This is a genomic window from Paenibacillus sp. EB106-05-06-XG162, assembly GCF_058791655.1.
Map to the genome: position 1 here is coordinate 85830 of NZ_JBYTDT010000005.1, position 20841 is coordinate 106670.

Consider the following 20841-nt stretch of genomic DNA (forward strand, 5'->3'; position numbering starts at 1 on the left):
TAATCATGGCTATTCAACGTAAGAAAATTACCGTCGTTGGCGCAGGGTTTACAGGAGCAACTACAGCACTTATGCTTGCACAAAAAGAACTTGGCGATGTTGTGTTGCTTGATATTCCTCAACTTGAGAACCCAACGAAAGGCAAAGCGCTTGATATGTTGGAAGCTAGTCCAGTACAAGGCTTCGATAGCAATATCATCGGTACTTCCAATTACGAAGATACAGCAGATTCCGATATCGTGATCATAACGGCAGGGATTGCTCGCAAACCGGGCATGAGCCGTGATGACCTTGTGAACACAAACGCAGGTATCGTGAGATCGGTCTGTGAAAATATTAAAAAATATTGCCCAGATTCGATTGTCATCATCCTTAGTAACCCCGTTGACGCCATGACATTTGCAGCGTTCGAGACACTTGGTTTCCCTAAAAACCGTGTTATCGGTCAATCCGGTGTTCTGGATACAGCTCGCTATTGCACATTCATCGCGCAAGAACTCAATGTATCGGTTGAAGATGTTCGTGGTTTCGTACTTGGCGGCCACGGCGACGACATGGTACCACTCGTTCGTTACTCGAACGTAGGCGGTATCCCAATCGAGAAATTGATTTCAGCTGATCGAATTGAAGCAATCGTTCAACGTACACGCGTTGGCGGCGGCGAGATCGTGAACCTGCTCGGTAACGGCAGTGCATACTATGCACCAGCAGCTTCCTTGGTTCAAATGGCTGAAGCGATCATCAAGGACAAGAAACGTATCATTCCAGTTATCGCATTGCTTGAAGGCGAATATGGCTATGACAACTTGTTCTTAGGTGTACCGACAATCCTTGGTGGTAACGGTATCGAGAAAATATTCGAACTTGAATTGACTGCAGATGAGAAAGCGGCGCTTGATAAATCGGCTGTTTCCGTACGTAACGTAATCAAAGTCGTTCAAGGTTAATTCCATCTCCCATATATAATGAGGACCCCGAGACCATCACATGGTCTCGGGGTTTTTGCTATGTTGTTATAGGCCAGCCAATTCGGGGTAACCTACCAAGGAATATGTTAGTGTAGGAGGAACGAATATGCCACAAAGTCAGCCCAAGCAAAAAGCCATTAACCCGCCACAGCATCAGAATCAGCAGCCAGGCATTGAAGCAGAAATGACACCGCGACCTGCTTTTGAGGGCAAAAATTATAAACCAGCTGGGAAATTAGCAGGCAAGAAAGCGATCATATCCGGCGGAGATAGCGGGATTGGAAGAGCCGTTGCGATTGCTTTCGCAAAAGAAGGCGCGGATGTAGCCATTCTTTATCTTAATGAGGAGCAAGATGCACAAGAGACGAAGCAAGCCGTCGAGCAGCTCGGGCGGCAGTGTATTGCCATCAGTGGTGATATTGGGGAGGAGCATTTCTGTAAGACAGCCGTGAAGCAGGTGATTGATGCATGGGATCAGCTCGATATTGTTGTGAACAATGCTGCTGAGCAATATCCGCAGAAGTCATTATCCGATATTACGACGGCACAGCTGCTACGAACCTTTAAGACCAATATTTTTGGTTATTTCCATTTGACGAAGATGGCTCTCCCTCATCTGAAGCAGGGCAGCAGCATCGTGAATACGGCATCGATTACGGCTTATAAAGGCAGTCCAGAGTTAATTGATTATTCAGCAACGAAGGGTGCGATTGTCTCTTTCACCCGTTCGCTCGCTGGTTCCTTGGTCGCACAGGGCATTCGTGTCAATGGAGTGGCACCAGGGCCGATCTGGACACCACTCATCCCTGCGAGCTTTGATGAACAGCAGGTTAGTACCTTTGGATCAGATACGCCAATGGGACGGCCAGGTCAACCGGAAGAGCTTGCTGCAAGCTATGTCTTCCTCGCAAGTGATGATGCATCCTATATCACAGGGCAAATGATTCATGTCAATGGTGGGGACATTGTGAACGGATAGAACGCTCAGCCGCTCTCATTATTGGCCTCAGTGCTCTGTTGTTCTCTAATCTGGAGGTGGGGGGCTGCGCGATGTAACTCCGAGAAAGGTTGAACTTCCGGCCGCTGTTGTTTTCGGATTTCTTGAATGAATCGTCTACGGGGGAAATCCGAAAACAAAGGCGAACGTGTTCACTCCTCCAGTTTCAACCTTCCTCTCCGTTGTTTCTCGCAGCTTAAGCTAAGAAATTCGTTCACAAAGAATCTCTGATCCCAATAATGTTCGCTCCGCAGAGTAAAGCAAAAGAACCGCGTCCCACATCGTTAATGGCTTGTGGGACGACGGTTCTTTTACTTTTGAAAAATTATTCTGTTTCCGACAATTCATCCAAGGTCTTCTCGAAGCTAGGCGCGAGGTAGGTCAGGAAGTAGTCGACCTCTGGCATCGCCAATTCTTGAAGCTTCGCTTCGGTCTGGCGTTTCGCTTCAGCAAATTCCCGATTCCCTGCCGTGAGTTCGGTGACGCACTTGAGATAGGCGTCCAGTAAATCGGCCGCTTTGACATAAGCACGAAGTTCGGGATGTTGGTCGCTCTTGCTGTCGAGCAGAGACTCATATACAGGCAGCAGTGTGTTAGGAACCATACTAATTAACCGCTCTGAGGCAATTTCTTCAATCTCGCGGAAGTTCGCGAGAATTCGTGGGTTATGATGTTTGACAGGGGTAGGGATATCCCCAGTGAAGACTTCCGTCGCATCATGGAACAGTGCCATGGTGACGGCTTGATTGGTATCCACTTGCTGGTTGAACTCCCTATTTCCAATCGTGCAGAGCATATGCGTCAGCAAGGCGACATGATAAGAATGCTCAGCGACATTCTCGGGCATGACATTGCGCATCAGACTCCATCGTTCAATATAGCGAAGCCTATACATATAGGCTGAGAAATGCTTCTCCATCCATTTGGGCTCCTTTATCCATTTTCGTATACTCTTATCATAGTCGATCTGGGTCAGCTTCGAAATGGTTATTTTAAACAACAATTTACATCCATTGGACATGAAAGCGTTTATAGATCCAGCTAGCTATGCTATGATAGTAGCGATGGTTAAAATAGGATTTCGTGAATCATGAGAGGGGAAAATGGACAACATGCAGCAGTTTGAAGAGAGCGTCTATCAGTTGATTGTAGAGACTTCGACGAATTTGCCGGCGGATGTACGGCGTGCAGTGAAGAGAGCGCGTGAGGCGGAAGATCAGGCGACCCGTGCAGGGATTGCGCTATCGACAATCGCCCAGAATATTGAGATGGCGGAATGTAACGTATCTCCGATTTGCCAAGATACCGGGATGCCGACATTTATCGTTCATACCCCCGTTGGGGCGAACCAAATCGTAATGAAGCAGCAAATCAAAAGTGCCATTCAACGTGCGACGAAGAACGGCAAGCTGCGTCCCAACTCCGTGAACTCCTTAACAGGTGCGAACTCCGGTGATAATATTGGTCCTGGCGTGCCGGTCATTCATTTCGAACAATGGGAACGGGATGATATTGATGTGCGTCTTATCCTTAAAGGCGGCGGCTGCGAGAACAAAAATATCCAATATAGTCTGCCAACCGAACTCGAAGGGCTCGGCAAAGCGGGACGCGATCTTGATGGGATTCGCAAATGTATTATGCATGCCGTCTATCAAGCGCAAGGCCAAGGCTGTAGTGCTGGGTTTATCGGCGTTGGAATCGGTGGAGATCGGACAACGGGATATGAACTGGCGAAGCAGCAATTGTTCCGTCATGTTGATGATGTGAACGAGGTTGAAGATCTGGCGAAGCTTGAAGATTATATTCTAGAGAATGCGAACAAATTAGGGATCGGAACGATGGGCTTTGGCGGACAAGTGTCGCTGCTGGGCTGTAAAGTCGGCGTGATGGATCGTCTTCCAGCAAGCTTCTTCGTATCCGTGGCATACAACTGTTGGGCTTACCGCAGACAAGGGGTATTGCTTAACGCAGAGAATGGTGAAATTCAAGAATGGATCTATGAGCAAGGTACAGAAGTGACGATGAACGACGCTGCTGAAGAAGAGGTTCGTGAGGTTGAACCGACGGAACGACGTGAAGTTGTCCTCACAACACCGATTACAGAAGAGCAAATTCGCTCTCTTCGCGTTGGTGATGTTGTTGTAATCAATGGGGAAATGCATACGGGTCGAGATGCGCTTCACAAATATTTGATGGATCACGATGCACCGATTGATTTGAATGGTGCGGTGATCTACCACTGCGGACCTGTCATGCTGAAGGATGAGGACGGCTGGCATGTGAAGGCTGCTGGACCGACGACGAGCATTCGTGAGGAGCCTTACCAAGGCGATATCATTAAGAAGTTCGGAATCCGTGCGGTTATCGGTAAAGGCGGCATGGGTCCAAAGACGCTCGCGGCACTGCAAGAACATGGTGCAGTCTATCTGAATGCTATCGGCGGCGCAGCGCAATACTATGCGCAATGCCTGAACAAGGTAAATGGTGTGGACTTTATGGAGTTCGGTATACCAGAGGCGATGTGGCATTTGCAGGTTGAAGGGTTTGCAGCGATTGTAACGATGGATTCCCATGGCAACAGTTTGCATGCAGATGTTGAGCAAGACTCTTTAACGAAATTATCTCAATTCAAAGACCCAGTGTTCAAATAGGATCTGCTATGCAGTCCTTTGGCATACAGTTCAGTCAATTTGTTGATAAATACATGTTCCTACTGACCCCGGGTGCTTTATTGCTGGGGTTTCTTTTTGCTCCATTGCTGCAGCCGGCTATTGGCGCTATCCCATATCTCTTCGGATATTCGACGTTCGTGATGGCGATAGGATGCGGTGTGGGACATGTGAGACAGGTATTCCGTAAACCAGGCTTAATGTTGTTGACATTAGGGTTAGCTCATCTGCTGTCACCGATAATTGCCTATTTGCTCGGTTCGGCTGTATTCGGTGCGCATTCACCTTATGTCGTTGGCATGGTGTTGTTCACGGTGATTCCACTTGGCCTCTCATCCGTCATATGGGTAGGTCTGTCGCAAGGGAGTGTGCCGCTAATCTTAGCCTTGGTCGTACTCGATTCGGCGTTAAGTCCGTTGGTTGTCCCTCATTCGATCGAGTGGATGTTCGGCCAGATGTTGTCGATTGATACGGGGGGTGTTATGCTGGATTTAATCTGGATTGTCGTTCTCCCTACAGTAATCGGCGTCGCAGTGTATGAATTATCGAAGGGGCAAGCCAAGACGAAGACAGCGCCGTTCATGCTGCCGACTTCCAAACTGGCTTTTCTGGCGGTGATTCTATTGAACGCTTCTGCGATAGCACCGTACGTAAAGGATTTATCACAGGATATGATGAAGCTCGTACCAATGGTTATTCTATTAGTAGCCATTTGTTATGGGGTCGGAGCTGTTGGTTCACGATGGGTAACGAAGGAAAGCATCGATCCCGCGCTTCAGGTTACAGTTGCGTACGCCACAGGCATGCGGAATATCTCACTTGGGATTGTGATTGCCATGGGGTATTTTACGCCTCAAGCATCGATTCCGGTCGTCCTGTCCATTCTTATCCAGCAGCCGATGGCAACTGCTTTTCATGCGCTTCATAAAATCTTAACAATACGACGTCTAGCCAAAAAAGGCATGTCTCGGTACGATAAGAGATAAACCATAATAACAGATAGGATGCGTGTGATGAAAAAATTCAAAGTTCGACTAACGGTGATCATGATCGTCCTTATTGGTTTATCGATGGCTGCTTCCGGCTTTTATATGGTGCAGATGTTCAAGAAGTCGCATATCGAGGCTTTGGAAGATAATATGACCCGGGAAATAAAAATTGTTGATGCGACCTATCATTGGAATCAAATTCAAGCGATGGATCCGGAAGCAATGAAGCAATTGACGGAGGCGGCTCATCTACTCAGCAAATCCGCAGGCGCACGGGTAACGTTCATTCGTGAGGATGGCAAAGTATTAGGTGACTCGGACCATGATCCGGCGTCGATGGATAACCATTTGGACCGACTTGAAGTGATGAATGCGAAGGCGAAGGGATTTGGCAGTGAAATTCGCTACAGCAATACGCTGGGTGAGAACATGTTATATGTTGCGTTGCCAGTGAAGAATAAGCCTTATTTCGAAGGTTATATTCGCCTTGCGATGAGCATTAAAGATGTAGAGGCGAGTATTCGTGCCTTATGGATCTATCTAACCGTGGGTCTAGCGATCATGTTTGTCCTTGCAGGGATCATCAGTTATCGCATTGCCCATAATCTTACTCGTCCGATTGAGAAAATAACGCGCGTCGCGCACCAAATTTCACATATGAATTACCGTACGCGTGTCGATGTGAAAAATGTCGATGAAATTGAGCAGCTTGGCTCGGCGATTAATGCGATGGCGGATAGTCTACAAGTTCAGATGAATCTGATTCGTGAGAATGAGAACCGATTGAAAAATGTACTCGAACATATGATTAACGGCATTGTTATGGTTGATCCTACAGGCAAAATCGTGCTTGTCAACCAGATGGCCGAGAATATTCTAGGTAAAGAAACGGGATATTTGCTCGGACATCGGTATACTGAAGTGAAGCAGCAGTATGAATTGACGAAGATGATCGCCGAAGGACTTGAGAAGCGTGAAATGATGCGAGACGAAGTGACGATTTATTTTCCCGAGGAGCGATTGTTAGAGATTGATGTCGTCCCGATGATCTGGGAAGAAGATTTCGGCGGCATTCTTGTGTTGATGCAGGATTTATCTGCCATTCGGCGGTTGGAGCGGATGCGCAGCGAGTTTGTCGCGAATGTATCCCATGAGCTAAAAACACCGATTGCAGCGGTCAAAGGGTTCGCGGAAACCTTGCTGAGTGGAGCTGTAAATGATCCGGCGACAGCGAACTCCTTCTTACAGATTATTTATGATGAGAGTGAACGCTTGAACCGGTTAATAGGCGATATTCTAGAGTTGTCCAAAATTGAATCGAAACGTGTACCGCTGCAATTCTCTCCTGTAGAGCTGCAAAGCTTCGTAGAATCAACGGTTGATGTGCTTCGAACAGAAGCGTCGAAGAAACACATTGATCTATATGTCCAGGTTCCTGAACATCTCTATGCAGAAGCGGATGAAGATCGGCTGCGCCAGATCATCTTGAATCTGGTATCGAATGGGATTTCCTATACACCAGAGGGTGGTCAGGTGAAGGTGATTTTGGAGCCGGTCGATTTGAACGCAGCAGGCGATTATGAACGGATTCGATTCACGATCTCCGATACTGGCATTGGGATTCCAAAATCGGATCTGCCGAGGATCTTCGAGCGGTTCTATCGGGTGGACAAAGCAAGATCACGCAGTTCAGGTGGTACAGGGCTTGGCCTCTCGATTGTGAAGCATCTGGTTGATTCCCATGATGGTACCATTACGGTGGACAGCGAGATTGGAGTAGGTACTCGGTTCGTCATTGAAATTCCTGTTGTTCAAGAGCATGCATTTTAGTAAGTGAATTCGTAAATATTAATTTCGATTTACAAAACATTTACACTCCGTTAACATAATCATGGTATGATGAATGAGGCGAATAGACCGGTAAGAGCTTGACGAGGAGGTTGCGACTCACATGCCGCAAAAAATATTAATTATCGAGGACGAGCCGACCTTAGCTCGATTACTCTCCTATAACTTGTCGCAAGATGGATATGAGATTACGGTTATTGATCATGGCACGGAGGGATTACAGGCAGCCCTTCAGAAAATGTACGATTTGATTATTCTTGATATTATGCTGCCAGGGATGAACGGGTTTGAGATTTTGAGTCGAATCCGGCAATCCGGTATGCGGACGCCAATTATTATTCTGACAGCGCGTAATGCGGAAGAAGAAGTTGTACAAGGCTTGAAGCATGGTGCCGATGACTATATTACGAAGCCATTCGGCGTGGCAGAGCTGCTTGCAAGAGTCTCGGCTGTACTGCGTAGAACTTCTGGCGATGATACTTCGTTAACCCAAACCGCTTCCAAGGAGAACGTGATTCATGCCGGAGAGCTCCTGATCTATCCGGAGAAATATGAAGTCGTGCTGCATGGCGAAGCCATTCCACTACGTCCGAAAGAATTCGAAGTGCTGCTCTATTTGGTCCAGCGACCAGGTATGGTCATCACGCGCGATGACTTGATGAACGTCGTTTGGGGATTCGATTATATTGGCGGACAACGAACCGTCGATGTCCATGTGAGTTCGCTACGGAAGAAGCTGGAGATGAATCAACAATCCGTGCAGATCGACTCCATTCGGGGTGTAGGTTACAAGCTTGTGATGAACAAGAAGGTAAGCGCACCGCGTTAATGTGGCTAATAAATAGCGCCCAACGTTTGAATTAACGTTGGGCGTTTTTTTATTGTAGGAAGGGTAGCGGTGGCAAATAACTGCAAAAATGCAGTTAATTCGCTCTCAGTGAGCGAACGTGGCTCAAATAGCTGCAATAAAGCAGCTAATTTACCGGCAGTGAGCGAAAGCGGACCAAATAGCTGTAAAAAAGTAGTTAATTCGCTCGCAGTGATCGAAAATGGCTCAAATAACTGCCCAAAAGCAGTTAATTTGCCTGCACAGTGAGCGAAAGCGGACTGGGCCCCCCACATACCTATCCCCCCCTCTAAACGTGCAATCGTAATGCCCTCCTCCAACTAGCTATAGTCCTTTCAAGCCTGATCCTCTTTGACGATCGTTCCCCACCAGAACAGCACTGCAACAGCGAGAATAATAATGATAAACGGTGCGACGAACAACAGAAATATTTCCATAGGCAGTGAACCTCCGCGTTATTTTTTACTGAGCTTGCCTCGAACATAGTGCGCATCGAATAGGAACAAGCGCAGCAGCAAGTACAAGGAAGGAACCAGAACGAGCAGTCCGAGTAGGAAAACAATGACGAGCGCAAGGGCCATCGATTTGTTAGTAAAGTGTTCGTGCAGCGTTAGATAAGGAACCAAGATGTAAGGCAGATGCGATTTGCCATACCCGAAGAAGGCGAACCCGAACTGAAGCATGACCATGACGAAGGATACCTGGAGCCGTCTCCGCTTCCACACGAGATACACAGCAATGGCGTAACAGATGAACGATGCGACGAAGAACCAGGCATTATCCACCATTTTGTTGAAATGCTCCAGGTTATGACGCTGAATCGAGAAGAACACCCAGAAGCTGCAGAGAATGGTTGGTACGGACCAGAACAGCGCATAACGCCGCAATATTTCTAAGGCTTCCTTGTCTTTGGCCTTGCCGGCATAGTACGACAAGAACATGGCAGAGATGTACAATACGCTAACGATGGCTAACACTACGACTGACCATGAATATCCACTCGTAAACAGCGCGTGGTAATCCAGAGAGACGACTCCGTTGTTCTCGTGAATATATCCACCTTCGGACAACGTCAGCACAATGGACAATGATGCTGGAATCAGCAATCCACTAACCCCGTAGAGGAACATATAGAATTTATTGTTGCGGTTCCCATACTGGCTGTAGACATAGTAGACCCCTCGAATGGCTAAGAGAACAATTGCAATACTGCCAGGGACGAGTAGGGACGTACCATAGTAATACGCCGTCTCTGGAAAAAAGCCGATGATGCCGACGAAGAAGAAGACGAGGAAGACATTCGTCACTTCCCACACTGGGGCGAGATACCGTTCAACGATCGGGTGGATGCGATGCCTTTTCCCCGTGATAAGACTGAAGAAGCTATAGAAGCCAGCTCCAAAATCGATGGATGCAACGATGAGGTACCCATATAGAAAAATCCACAATACGGTAATCCCCAAGATTTCATAACTCATACGCTAGACCTCCTCCTTCAATTCTTCTTCCGCCGGATGATGCTTGAACATTCTCCGCAGGACATAAGCACTGCTCACACCGAGAACAAGATATAATGCGACAAAGACCCAGAGCATAAGATCAACTTGTCCAGATTTGGTCGCTCCTTCTGCTGTTTTCATGAATCCAACGAGAATCCAAGGCTGTCTACCGACTTCGGTATAGATCCACCCCGCTTCAATCGAGATGACCGAGAGTGGGGCGCCGACAATGATAAGCGATAGCAACAGCTTGTTCAACGGTTTGGCTGGTTCTACTGATTTGCGCCGTCTTCGAATCGCAATGACGAACCAGAGACCAATAAATAACAGCAGCATGCCAATGGAAACCATCAGATCGAACATGTAGTGGATCCAGAGCGGCGGTTGAAGATCTTTGGGTGTCTCATTCAATCCCTGGACTTCGGCGCTTGGCAGCCCGTGCGCCAGAATGCTTAAAGCAAAAGGAATTTTGAGTGCATAGTGCACCTTGTTCTGACTATCGAGGACACCGCCAACAATGAGCGGGGCGTAACGTTCCGTCTCGAAATGCCATTCTCCTGCTGCGAGCTTCTCAGGCTGATAGGCTGCGAGATATTTTCCGGACAAATCTCCGATAAGAATTGTCGTAAGAGAGAAGATGATCCCTGCCACCATCGTGATCTTGAGTGCTTTTCGATAATAGACATGGTTCTTGCCCTTAAGTAAAGCCATCGCCGCCATAGCGCCGAGGATGAACGAAGCTGTGACATACGCCGTAGCGAGTACATGTGCGGCTTTGGTCGGCATGGACGCGGTGAACATCGCAAGGAATGGCTGAACATCGGTAAGCTTCCCCGTGTCTGAGATATTGAAACCTCGGGGGGTGTTCATGAACGCATTCACGCAAGTAATGAAGAAGGCTGATCCCGATGAACCGATGACGACGGGGATCAGCAGCATGAAATGTTGGATAGGATTCTTGAATCGATTCCATGTGTATAGATAGATCCCAAGGAAGATCGCTTCGATAAAGAATGCGAACGTCTCCATGAAGAGCGGCAGTGCAATCGACTGTCCCGCGACGAGCATGAAGCTTGGCCACAATAGACTTAGTTGTAGTCCAATCGCCGTTCCTGTGACGACACCTACCGCGACGGTAATGGTATAACCGCGTGCCCAACGTCTTGCGAGTAATAGATAATGAGGATCCTTGCGCTTGATGCCCATCCATTCCGCGAGCGCAATGAGCATAGGGACGCCCACACCGATGGTGGCATAGATTATGTGAAATCCAAGCGTGATGGATGTTAGCATCCGACTGTATACGACGGGATCATAGTGACTCATGCGAACCACGCCTCCTTTATAAGAACCATTTCATCAACATCCGTGTTAAAGCGAGCAGCATAATGATCGCCACGACGAGACAGAGTTTGATGAGACGTTGTTCTTGTTTGTGTATGGTATTGGTTGATTTGTGCTGCGTCACCTTTGCACCTCTGTTCAAATTCGAAATAAGCTTCAGTCGTAATTTGCCCAAATTTTACACTTTTAGTACAAAGTGCAGCTCTTGATTTAATAGTTGGATGGTAAATTGATTAGCAAAAGCAAAGAATGCGAGGAACAGCGATGTCAAAAGCACTAATGATTCACAAATTTATTACTGTACCTAGCGTAATCTCGCCGAATCAACCATGTCGTGAAGTCGTCCAGATGATCCATCGCGGAATTGATAGCGAATGCCTTGTCGTATGTCATGAGATCACCAATGAACCTGTGGGGCTTGTGATGAAGGATCGCTTCTTCCGTTTTCTAGGGAAAAAATACGGTGCAGATCTGTATTATGAGAAACCGATCACGCAGATCATGGACCCCAATCCGTTGATCGTGGATATACATATAAGGCCGCAAGAGATGATTGATATGGCGTTAAATCGTGAGGAAAAACATATGTACGACTGCGTTATCGTGACGAACCAGGGACAATTCATTGGGGTTCTGACGGTGGGGGTACTGCTCCACATCGCACGGATGCAGCAGCAGCAATCGATCCAAGATCAGCTTGGGATTGCACATCGTATGGAGGAGAGAATCGAGCAGATTCATGCTTCGGTTGAGGAAGTAGCAAGTGCAGCGGATCAAGGGATGAGGCAATCCGAGGACATGGTGCATTTGACGCTTCAAGGCAAGAGTGAACTTGATAAAGTCTCGCTACTCTTCAATAATTTTGCCCTGCAGGCGGAAAGGCAAGAGAGACAGATTGATGAATTGCAGCAGAAGACAAGCTCGGTATCAGAGATTTCTCATTTTATCCGTGAAATTGCAGAGAAGAGTAATCTGCTGGCTGTCAATGCAGCGATAGAAGCGGCGAGAGCCGGAGAACATGGAAAAGGCTTCTCTGTTGTTGCAGCGGAGGTACGGAAGTTAGCAGACGAGACGAAGCGCTCGGCACTTGCGATTACGGAAATGATCGATCAGATCGCGCAAGCGGTAACGAGCACGGTGCGTGATGTCCAGAGCGGACGGGAAGAGACGGCCAATAGCGCCATGCTCGTTACTGGGGCGAAGGACCTATTCGAACGGTTATCTCATGCCGCAGAAGAGAATCGCCTGCAAGCGTCGGATATTCGCCATCAATCGGTCATTGCAGATAAGAAGACATCCGAAGTGACGAGTTCGCTCTCTCAGATCGTTGAGCAGTTGCAGAAGACAAGCTAGCACCCGTCGTTCACGAAATCTTAATAAAAACTCAAAATTTACAATCCGTTAACAAACTCTATCAATAGCCTTAACATTCGAATCTTATGATACAGCTATAGAAGTTAATCAATCAACTAGAGGAGTGGTAGAATTGCTACACAAAAATAAAAAAAGTTACATGATGTTAGTCATGTTGTTGATCGTTGCCGTTGCACTTGCAGCATGCGGTGGAGGTAAGAAAGAAGAAGCAGGAAAAGGTACAACGGATACAGGCGCTGGAACAGCATTATCCGGTACGATTGAAATTGACGGTTCAAGTACAGTTTTCCCATTAACAGAAGCAGCAGCAGAGGAATTCGGTAAAGAAAATGCAGGCGTTCGCGTATCGGTGGGTACAGCAGGTACAGGCGGCGGATTCAAACGCTTCGTCAAAGGTGAAATTGCGATGAGCAATGCATCTCGTCCAATCAAAGATAAAGAAGCTGAAGAAGCAAAGGCAGCGGGTATTGATTATAAAGAATTAGAAGTGGCTTACGACGGTCTATCCATCGTCGTGAACAAAGAGAATACATGGGTTGATAAATTAACACTGGATGAATTGAAGAAAATCTATGGTCCAGAAGCTACAGCGAAGACTTGGGCGGATGTACGCGCTGGCTGGCCAGCAGAGCCGATCAAAATTTACTCGCCAGGATCTGAGCATGGAACATTCGATTACTTTACAGAAGTGATTAACGGTAAAGCACAAGAAAGCCGTAACGACAAGCAAATTACATTCGCAGCAGATACGAACTCGATTGTGTCTGGTGTTGAAGGCGACAAAACGTCCATCGGATACTTCGGATTCTCCTTCTACGAAGAGAACCAAGATAAGTTGAAATTAGTCCCTATCGATAACGGAAAGGCTGTTGTATCACCATCGGCAGAGACGATCAAAGATAATTCTTATTCGCCGCTTTCCCGTCCGCTCTATGTATACCTGAACACAAAAGCATTGGAAAAACCAGAAGTAAAAGCTTTCACAGAATACTATTTGAAAAATGTAGCTAACTTCGCGCAAGAAGTAGGATTCATTGCTCTACCGCAAGAGAAATACGACGAGCAAATTGCATCGCTTAACAAGTAGAACGATATAGAAATGAGGCATACACCATGAACCAAGCGAAGGAACGCCCAGGCATAACCAGCATCTCCTTCAAAAATAAGAAGACGTACATCCTAGATCGTGCGATGCCCCTATTCCTGTTCTTATGTGCTGCGGTCTCGATTGTAACTACAATCGGGATCGTCTACACGTTGTTATCCGAGACCGTTGATTTTTTCCGTAAAATCCCGATCTTCGATTTCATCTTCGGAACGAATTGGAGTCCGCTCATCGCGCCGAAATCATTCGGAATTCTCCCGCTGCTCAGCGGTACGATGATGATTACGATCATTGCATGTCTATTCGCAATTCCCGTAGGTCTAGCTTGTGCAATTTATCTGAGTGAATATGCACCGACGAGAGTGCGTAAAATTGTGAAGCCGATATTGGAAGTGTTGGCAGGCGTTCCAACGATTGTTTATGGATATTTCGCACTGACATTTGTAACGCCATTGATTCGTATCATTTTCCCGGACACGGGGGTGTTTAATGCACTGAGTGCCGGTATCGTTGTCGGGATCATGATTATTCCGATGGTATCTTCCTTAAGTGAAGATGCGATGCAGGCTGTACCGCGCAGTTTACGTCACGGTGCATATGCACTTGGCGCAACCAGATTTGAAGTGGCGTTGAAGGTCGTCGTCCCGGCGGCATTCTCCGGTATTGTATCCTCCGCCGTTCTCGCGTTCTCTCGAGCCATTGGAGAGACGATGATCGTTGCTGTAGCAGCAGGGGCAACACCGAAGATGACATTCAATCCGCTAGAGAGCATTCAGACGATGACAGGATATATCGTACAGGTGAGCCTTGGGGATATCCCGCACGGGTCTATCGAATATGGAACGATTTATGCGGTAGGGATGGCGTTGTTCGTCATTACATTCTTATTGAACATTCTAGCACTATGGGTCGCGAGACGGTTCAGAGAGGAGTACTAAGCAGATGAGTATTTTACAAGATGCCAACAGAGAACAGATTAGCCGTAGACGTAAAATCGATTGGATTCTGCATATACTCTTTATCGCAGCGACCGCCGTTGGAATCCTAGCGCTGATGGCGCTCCTCGTCAATATTATGATGGATGGGTTATCGAGATTGTCCCCGGACTTGTTCACGAACTATCCGTCACGGATGGCTTCGAAGGCTGGACTGAAATCCGCCATCGTAGGCTCCATCTATATGGTTCTGATCATGACGCCAATTTCTTTCATTCTGGGTGTCGGAGCAGCCATTTACTTAGAAGAATATGCGAATAAGAATTGGCTTACACGTCTTATTCAATTAAATATTAGTACTTTAGCAGGCGTACCTTCCATCGTCTACGGGATCTTAGGACTTACGATTTTCGTACGCGGTATGCATTTGGAACGGAGCTTGTTATCCGGCGCATTGACGATGACGCTCTTGGTCCTTCCGATTATTATCGTATCTGCGCAAGAAGCGCTGCGCGCGGTGCCAAGACAACGCCGTGATGCATCCTTCGCACTTGGCGCAACACGGTGGCAGACGGTATCCGGTTCGGTACTTCCATCCGCGATGCCGGGGATTATGACGGGTGTGATTCTTGCCTTATCTCGTGCAATTGGAGAGACGGCTCCGCTTGTTATGATTGGTGCGCTGACCTTCGTGGCATTTTTGCCAAATGGCATTATGGACTCATTCACTGTTATGCCGATTCAGATTTTTAACTGGATTTCGAGACCGCAGGAAGCTTTCCATGAACTTGCAGCTGCAGGGATCATTCTATTACTTGGATTGCTGCTTATTATGAACTTTGCGGCGATCCTACTCAGAAACAAATACTCTAAAAATTTGTAATGTACTATTTCAACAAGCTCGACGCTCGATTCCAGCTGTAATTAAAGGAGAGAAATAACGTATGAATACGTTGATCGATATTAAAAAATTGAATTTATATTATGGCACGTACCACGCGCTTAAAGATGTATCTCTTACGATTCCAGAAAAGGCGGTCACGGCGTTTATCGGACCATCCGGGTGTGGTAAATCGACCTTGCTGCGTACATTAAACCGTATGAATGACATGATTGCTGGCACGAAAATCGTAGGCAGCGTAGAAATTACCGGTACGGACATTTATAGCAATGAGGTGGATGTGGAGACGCTTCGCAAGAAAGTTGGCATGGTGTTCCAGCAGCCGAATCCTTTTCCAAAATCGATCTACGACAATATTGCATACGGCCCGAGATTGCACGGCATTCGGAGTAAACAGAAGCTTGATGAGATCGTAGAGCAAAGCTTGCGCCAGGCGGTTCTGTGGGATGAAGTTAAAGACTACTTGAAGCGTTCCGCGTTTAGTCTCTCAGGCGGTCAACAGCAACGTCTATGTATTGCGCGTGCACTAGCTGTCAATCCAGATATTCTCTTGATGGATGAGGCGACTTCTGCCCTTGACCCAATCTCGACACTGAAGATTGAAGAGTTGGTACAAGAGCTGAAAGATCGCTATACCATTGTTATGGTTACACACAACATGCATCAGGCCGCGCGTGTCTCGGATCAGACCGTGTTCTTCTTGAACGGGGAAGTCGTCGAGTTCTCGCAGACGGAGCAATTATTCTCGAATCCAACGGACCAACGTACCGAGGACTATATTACAGGACGTTTCGGCTAATCAGAAATCGATGTGCAGGAGGAGACGGCAATGCCTAGAAAAGAATTTGATTCAGGGCTCAATGAACTGACGAAGCTGTTAGAAACGATGGGTAACGAAACGGAACAAATGCTGAAAGAATCGATCGAATCGCTGCAGCGCTTGGATGTAAATCATGCGCGAGCGCTTATCGCCCGCGATTCAGAGATCAACCACATGGAGGAACGTATCCTGGATGTGGGCTCCAAGTTGATTCTCACGCAGCAGCCGGTGGCTAAAGATTTACGTCGCATTCTCGTGGCTTTCAAAATCTCTAGCGATTTGGAGCGTATGGCGGATCTCTCCGTAGATATTGCGAAAGTTGTCGTTCGTCTTGAAGGGCAGACGCTTGTCAAGCCATTGATCGATATTCCGCGGATGGGCGAGACGGTACAGCAGATGATCTTTGAATCGATTCGTGCTTATATGGAAGAGAACGTGGATCTGGCTTATAAAATGTCCAAAGACGATGATGTTGTCGATCAGCTCTATAGCCAAATCGTGCGTGAGTTGTTCACGCTGATGGTGGAAGATCCGAAGACGGTATCCCAAGCGATGCTCTTAACATTCGTTGGACGTTACATCGAGCGGATCGCGGATCACGCGACCAATATTGGTGAGAGTGTCGTGTTCCTCGTAACGGGGAAGCGGCCAGAACTCAATTAGTGGGAATCCCCTTGTGCTTGTTGGCAAGGGGATTTGTTGCGTAAGAGGCGCGTGAGGCGAGCAGAGTGGGAGTGAAGGGGTATCTCTTTCCGGTCGATTCTTGTCCGCCATTTCCTTGGATTAGATAGAAGGAGGGAAATGGCTCCCAAAGATCGAACGTAAACTCCTCCAAGAGATACCCCTCTCACTTTGGTAGCTCGCCTTTGTGAAGTTACCAAATCCCCTTGCCAAAGAGCGCAAGGGGATTTGGTGTGTAACGAATCGTAAAGAGCTTATTCGCCTCAAATTGGATCATTTATCGAGCTAACGAATCCCAGACACGCTATTGTGCTCAAAATGAGCGTAATCAGGCTCAAATGTAAGGAATAGCGTGTCACCGATTCGTGATAATTTCAAAATGCCCATTTTGGGACAAATAGCGATTACTGGGTTCGTTAGCCGTAGGCATGTCGAATCAGAGGCAACCAAGAGCAGATTGTTATGGGTTTATCTGTAAATATGAGCTATGCTATATACTTAAGGGAGATTCTCCCTGCATTTCGCGCTAGGAGGGACAAAGATGAAGAAGCGGCATGTTTTTTTGCTCCTGCTTATGATTTCACTCATCTGGCTCGCGAGAAGTCATCTGAATCAATCACTTGGTGAAGCCGCGTTTCGAGCGATCGGGTTGTCGCCGTGGTCCGAAGGGACGCAAGGATTACATATCCCGAATATTATCGGCCTCGTAATGTTGGTAATTAGCTTCATTGGTGTCGTCAACGGTTACCGTCCTATCTATCCAAAGATTTTTAGTCGACTGTTGATTGGCATCATTCTATTATTTTCTGCGATTCCCTGGGTGACGGAGAATACGATGTACCTCATCCATTACAATGTGAAGGACACAGGCTCCATTCAAGTCGTTCCGAAGGATCGACGAGCCTACATTGTGCGCAATGAAGCGGGTGATGTGACCATTTCATCCCAAGAATTCAGAATTTACAATTATGGTCAAGCGACGAGAATGAAGGTTGTTCCTCTCTCGCATGATCCTGAATGGCGCGATGCAACGTTCGATCCATTTGAACTCCAGATGGAGCCACACTCCCAAGCGACTTTTAACACGACGTTTAAGGGCAGGCACACCAAAGGAGCTGAATATAGTCATGACAGTCTCATCGATATCCAGGTCATCGCAGTAGAGTAATCATCATACTACACCAATGTCGCACGATCCTTCGAGAAAAAGCCAGAGATCGCATAATACGCTGCGCCAAGCAGCGTGGAGCGTGTCTCGAGCTGCGCGAATCGGATCGTCGTATGTTTGCGGTGATAGGATAAGGAACGTGATGCCACCGTCTGTTGAATTGCGCTCGTGATGTAGCGTTCCGCTCTGGATATTTGATTTCCAATGATGATGAGCTCTGGATTGAAGGTGTTGATAATCGTACTGATGCCAATCCCGAGATATTCACCGATTTCATAAAATCCGCGGATGCCATCCGCCTCGCCATCAGAAGCCAAGCGCAGCAAGGTCTTAAAGTCAAAATTCGGATGGGCGCTAGCAGATGCATACAGCTCCCAGCAGCCTTTATTCCCGCAGCGGCATTTGCGCCCGTTCGCCTCAATCGTCATATGTCCCATTTCACCAGACAAGCCTGCAGCACCGCGGAAGAGCTCTCCGCCAATCATGATGCCCGTACCAATCCCTTCACTAACGGAAATATAGACGATATTCGATGCAGAGCGGCCAGCGCCGTATTGCAGTTCTCCTACTGCACCCGCATTGGCTTCATTATCAATGGTAACAGGGAGTCCGAACTGATCGGATACGAGTGTATGCAGATCGACATGCTCCCAATCAAGGTTTGGTGCGAATAGAATTTGCCCCTTCTCATCCACGATGCCAGGCACGCCGATGCCAATGCCCACGATGCTATAACGAGAGGACGGTGCTCGTTCGATCATCGCTTGAATTGTTGCGAACAGCTCTTCAATGACCTGATCGCGATCCGTCGTATCAAGTGGACGTTGATCTTCTTCGATCATATCGCCATTCAAATTTGTTAATATCGTTCTAATACTCGAAACACCCAGCTCAACACCAATCGCATAGCCAGCTGTCTCATGAAATAGCAGCATGACAGGTTTGCGGCCCCCGCTTGATTTACCTGTACCGATCTCGAGAATGAGACCATTGTCGATTAACTCTTGTACGAGAGAGGAGACGGTTCCTTTATTTAATCCGGTCATTTTGGACACGGCTGCACGCGAAATGGGGGAGTGCTCCCGAATCGTATCAAGAACAATGGATTTATTGATTTTTTTGACGAGAAATTGATCACCTGTTGTCTTCATGAAACCTCCTGATTGTACGTTCATTCGTATAACCGATAAATTATCGTTGTTGTCATTATATCAGCATAATGAAGAAATTTCTTGAAATCAATGACATATTTTCAGCGATTATCAAAACAATAATAACTTAGTTTAACCAATAGACAAACTAAGTTCATGAATGTATACTGAACCCATAAGCAAGACATTTCACCAGTTGGAGGTAATCATTGATGACTTATTTCGAAGGTATTCCCACGATTGCATATGAAGGCAGGGGCTCGAAGAACCCGCTAGCATTTAAACATTACAATCCGAAGGAAGTTGTCGCAGGCAAAACGATGGAGGAGCACTTGCGCTTCGCTGTAGCTTATTGGCATACGTTCACAGCTAACGGAACGGATCCGTTCGGTGCAGGGACGATGGTGCGGAACTGGGATCGTTACACGGGACTTGATCTCGCCAAAGCTCGCGCAGAGGCTTCTTTCGAATTCATTACGAAGCTTGGCGTGCCGTTCTTCGCATTTCATGATCGCGATATCGCGCCGGAAGGTGCAACACTGCAAGAGACGAATAAGAATCTAGATGTTATTGTAGAGATGATGAAGCAGTTCATGAAGGACACGGGCGTCAAATTACTGTGGAACACGCAGAACATGTTCACGAATCCGCGGTTCGTACATGGTGCAGGGACGACATCGAATGCAGATGTATACGCCTATGCAGCGGCACAAGTTAAGAAAAGTCTTGAAATCGGCAAAGAACTCGGTGCGGAAAATTATGTATTCTGGGGCGGACGTGAAGGTTATGAGACGCTGCTCAATACGAATATGAAGCTTGAATTGGATAACTTGGCGCATCTATACCGAATGGCTATTGATTATGCACAGGAAATTGGCTTTGACGCACAATTTTTGATCGAGCCGAAGCCAAAAGAGCCAACCAAACATCAATATGATTTTGACGCTGCGACGACGATGAACTTCTTACGCACGTATGGTTTACAAGATCATTTTAAATTAAATTTGGAAGCGAACCATGCGACACTTGCAGGCCATACGTTTGAACATGAGATTCGCGTAGCCAGCATCAACGGAATGCTGGGATCGCTCGATGCGAACCAAGGGGATATGCTCCTCGGCTGGGATACGGATGAGTTCCCGCAAGATTTGACACAGACAACGTTAACGATGTATGAAGTCTTGAAGAACGGCGGTATTGGCCGTGGCGGCGTCAATTTTGATGCGAAGGTCCGTCGTGCATCTTTTGAACAAGAAGATTTATTCTTCGCACATATTGCGGGAATGGACGCCTATGCCAAAGGGTTGAAGGTAGCTGCCAAACTGATCGAAGATCGTGTGCTCGAAGAGGTTGTAGAGAGTCGTTACCGCTCCTTCCAAGTAGGAATTGGCGCAGAGATTGCAGCGGGTACAGCGACTTTGAAATCGCTCGAAGCATATGCATACCAGAACCATCCGATCCGAAATGTGTCAGGTCGTCAGGAGCGGATTAAAGCGGTTGTGAACGAATATTTGTTGTCAGAGTAAGAAGCAGACCATAGGAGAG

The 20841-nt window shown here is 47.2% G+C and carries 21 protein-coding genes; 14 read left to right on the forward strand and 7 right to left on the reverse strand.

The window, feature by feature from the left end:
• The first annotated feature begins 5 nt into the window (after nucleotides 1-5).
• Nucleotides 6-947 carry a malate dehydrogenase gene (gene mdh, locus AC3WU2_RS13415; RefSeq protein WP_492454854.1) on the forward strand — a complete coding sequence of 314 codons (942 nt, stop codon included), beginning with the start codon at nucleotides 6-8 and terminating at the stop codon, nucleotides 945-947.
• Between the two features lie 127 nt (nucleotides 948-1074).
• Complete coding sequence (locus tag AC3WU2_RS13420) at nucleotides 1075-1947, forward strand: SDR family oxidoreductase (RefSeq protein WP_018756071.1); 873 nt, start codon at nucleotides 1075-1077, stop codon at nucleotides 1945-1947.
• A 343-nt stretch (nucleotides 1948-2290) separates the two neighbouring features.
• Here the strand turns inward: AC3WU2_RS13420 and yfbR are convergent, their stop codons facing one another.
• Complete coding sequence (gene yfbR / locus AC3WU2_RS13425; RefSeq protein WP_492454856.1) at nucleotides 2291-2884, reverse strand: 5'-deoxynucleotidase; 594 nt, start codon at nucleotides 2882-2884, stop codon at nucleotides 2291-2293.
• Nucleotides 2885-3077: 193 nt separating this feature from the next.
• Here yfbR and AC3WU2_RS13430 point away from each other — a divergent pair, with 193 nt between their 5' ends.
• The 4 genes from AC3WU2_RS13430 (at nucleotide 3078) to AC3WU2_RS13445 (ending at nucleotide 8300) form a co-directional block, all read left to right on the forward strand.
• Nucleotides 3078-4616, forward strand: coding sequence for a fumarate hydratase (locus AC3WU2_RS13430; RefSeq protein ID WP_492454858.1), 1539 nt, complete (start codon nucleotides 3078-3080; stop codon nucleotides 4614-4616).
• Between the two features lie 8 nt (nucleotides 4617-4624).
• On the forward strand, nucleotides 4625-5620 hold the full coding sequence (locus AC3WU2_RS13435) for a bile acid:sodium symporter family protein (protein ID WP_492454860.1): 996 nt from the start codon (nucleotides 4625-4627) through the stop codon (nucleotides 5618-5620).
• Between the two features lie 27 nt (nucleotides 5621-5647).
• Nucleotides 5648-7453, forward strand: a complete 1806-nt coding sequence (gene pnpS, locus AC3WU2_RS13440; RefSeq protein WP_492454862.1) for a two-component system histidine kinase PnpS — start codon at nucleotides 5648-5650, stop codon at nucleotides 7451-7453.
• A gap of 121 nt (nucleotides 7454-7574) precedes the next feature.
• On the forward strand, nucleotides 7575-8300 hold the full coding sequence (locus tag AC3WU2_RS13445; protein WP_018756066.1) for a response regulator transcription factor: 726 nt from the start codon (nucleotides 7575-7577) through the stop codon (nucleotides 8298-8300).
• Nucleotides 8301-8305: 5 nt separating this feature from the next.
• On the opposite strand, the gene AC3WU2_RS13450 is transcribed toward AC3WU2_RS13445, so the two are convergent.
• The 5 genes from AC3WU2_RS13450 to AC3WU2_RS13470 are packed head-to-tail and all read right to left on the reverse strand — an operon-like array spanning nucleotide 8306 to nucleotide 11285.
• Nucleotides 8306-8593 (reverse strand): hypothetical protein, encoded by a 288-nt coding sequence (locus AC3WU2_RS13450; protein WP_492454865.1) that lies wholly within the window; start codon nucleotides 8591-8593, stop codon nucleotides 8306-8308.
• Between the two features lie 60 nt (nucleotides 8594-8653).
• Entirely contained in the window at nucleotides 8654-8755 is a 102-nt protein-coding gene (gene cydS, locus AC3WU2_RS13455) for a cytochrome bd oxidase small subunit CydS family protein (protein WP_492454867.1), read from the reverse strand.
• A gap of 18 nt (nucleotides 8756-8773) precedes the next feature.
• Complete coding sequence (locus AC3WU2_RS13460) at nucleotides 8774-9796, reverse strand: cytochrome d ubiquinol oxidase subunit II (protein ID WP_492454869.1); 1023 nt, start codon at nucleotides 9794-9796, stop codon at nucleotides 8774-8776.
• Between the two features lie 3 nt (nucleotides 9797-9799).
• Nucleotides 9800-11143: a cytochrome ubiquinol oxidase subunit I gene (locus AC3WU2_RS13465; protein WP_492454871.1), complete on the reverse strand. Its 1344-nt coding sequence runs from the start codon at nucleotides 11141-11143 to the stop codon at nucleotides 9800-9802.
• 16 nt (nucleotides 11144-11159) lie between these two features.
• The gene (locus AC3WU2_RS13470) at nucleotides 11160-11285 is read right to left on the reverse strand and encodes a hypothetical protein (RefSeq protein WP_379350189.1); all 126 of its coding nucleotides are present in this window, start codon (nucleotides 11283-11285) and stop codon (nucleotides 11160-11162) included.
• A 140-nt stretch (nucleotides 11286-11425) separates the two neighbouring features.
• On the opposite strand from AC3WU2_RS13470, the gene AC3WU2_RS13475 reads away from it, so the two are divergent.
• The 7 genes from AC3WU2_RS13475 (at nucleotide 11426) to AC3WU2_RS13505 (ending at nucleotide 18145) form a co-directional block, all read left to right on the forward strand.
• Nucleotides 11426-12514 carry a methyl-accepting chemotaxis protein gene (locus AC3WU2_RS13475; protein WP_492454873.1) on the forward strand — a complete coding sequence of 363 codons (1089 nt, stop codon included), beginning with the start codon at nucleotides 11426-11428 and terminating at the stop codon, nucleotides 12512-12514.
• Between the two features lie 160 nt (nucleotides 12515-12674).
• A complete protein-coding gene (locus AC3WU2_RS13480) occupies nucleotides 12675-13622 on the forward strand; it encodes a PstS family phosphate ABC transporter substrate-binding protein (protein WP_492455305.1) in 948 nt (315 codons plus the stop codon).
• A 26-nt stretch (nucleotides 13623-13648) separates the two neighbouring features.
• On the forward strand, nucleotides 13649-14578 hold the full coding sequence (pstC, locus tag AC3WU2_RS13485; RefSeq protein WP_492454875.1) for a phosphate ABC transporter permease subunit PstC: 930 nt from the start codon (nucleotides 13649-13651) through the stop codon (nucleotides 14576-14578).
• 4 nt (nucleotides 14579-14582) lie between these two features.
• A complete protein-coding gene (gene pstA / locus AC3WU2_RS13490) occupies nucleotides 14583-15458 on the forward strand; it encodes a phosphate ABC transporter permease PstA (RefSeq protein ID WP_018756058.1) in 876 nt (291 codons plus the stop codon).
• Between the two features lie 61 nt (nucleotides 15459-15519).
• Complete coding sequence (gene pstB, locus AC3WU2_RS13495; RefSeq protein ID WP_379350178.1) at nucleotides 15520-16275, forward strand: phosphate ABC transporter ATP-binding protein PstB; 756 nt, start codon at nucleotides 15520-15522, stop codon at nucleotides 16273-16275.
• Nucleotides 16276-16305: 30 nt separating this feature from the next.
• Entirely contained in the window at nucleotides 16306-16959 is a 654-nt protein-coding gene (gene phoU / locus AC3WU2_RS13500) for a phosphate signaling complex protein PhoU (protein WP_018756056.1), read from the forward strand.
• Nucleotides 16960-17518: 559 nt separating this feature from the next.
• Nucleotides 17519-18145, forward strand: a complete 627-nt coding sequence (locus tag AC3WU2_RS13505) for a hypothetical protein (protein WP_492454878.1) — start codon at nucleotides 17519-17521, stop codon at nucleotides 18143-18145.
• Nucleotides 18146-18153: 8 nt separating this feature from the next.
• Here the strand turns inward: AC3WU2_RS13505 and AC3WU2_RS13510 are convergent, their stop codons facing one another.
• Nucleotides 18154-19296, reverse strand: a complete 1143-nt coding sequence (locus AC3WU2_RS13510; protein ID WP_492454880.1) for an ROK family protein — start codon at nucleotides 19294-19296, stop codon at nucleotides 18154-18156.
• A gap of 212 nt (nucleotides 19297-19508) precedes the next feature.
• Between AC3WU2_RS13510 and xylA the strand changes: the two genes are divergently transcribed.
• Nucleotides 19509-20822 (forward strand): xylose isomerase, encoded by a 1314-nt coding sequence (gene xylA / locus AC3WU2_RS13515; RefSeq protein WP_492454882.1) that lies wholly within the window; start codon nucleotides 19509-19511, stop codon nucleotides 20820-20822.
• Nucleotides 20823-20841 lie beyond the last annotated feature (19 nt).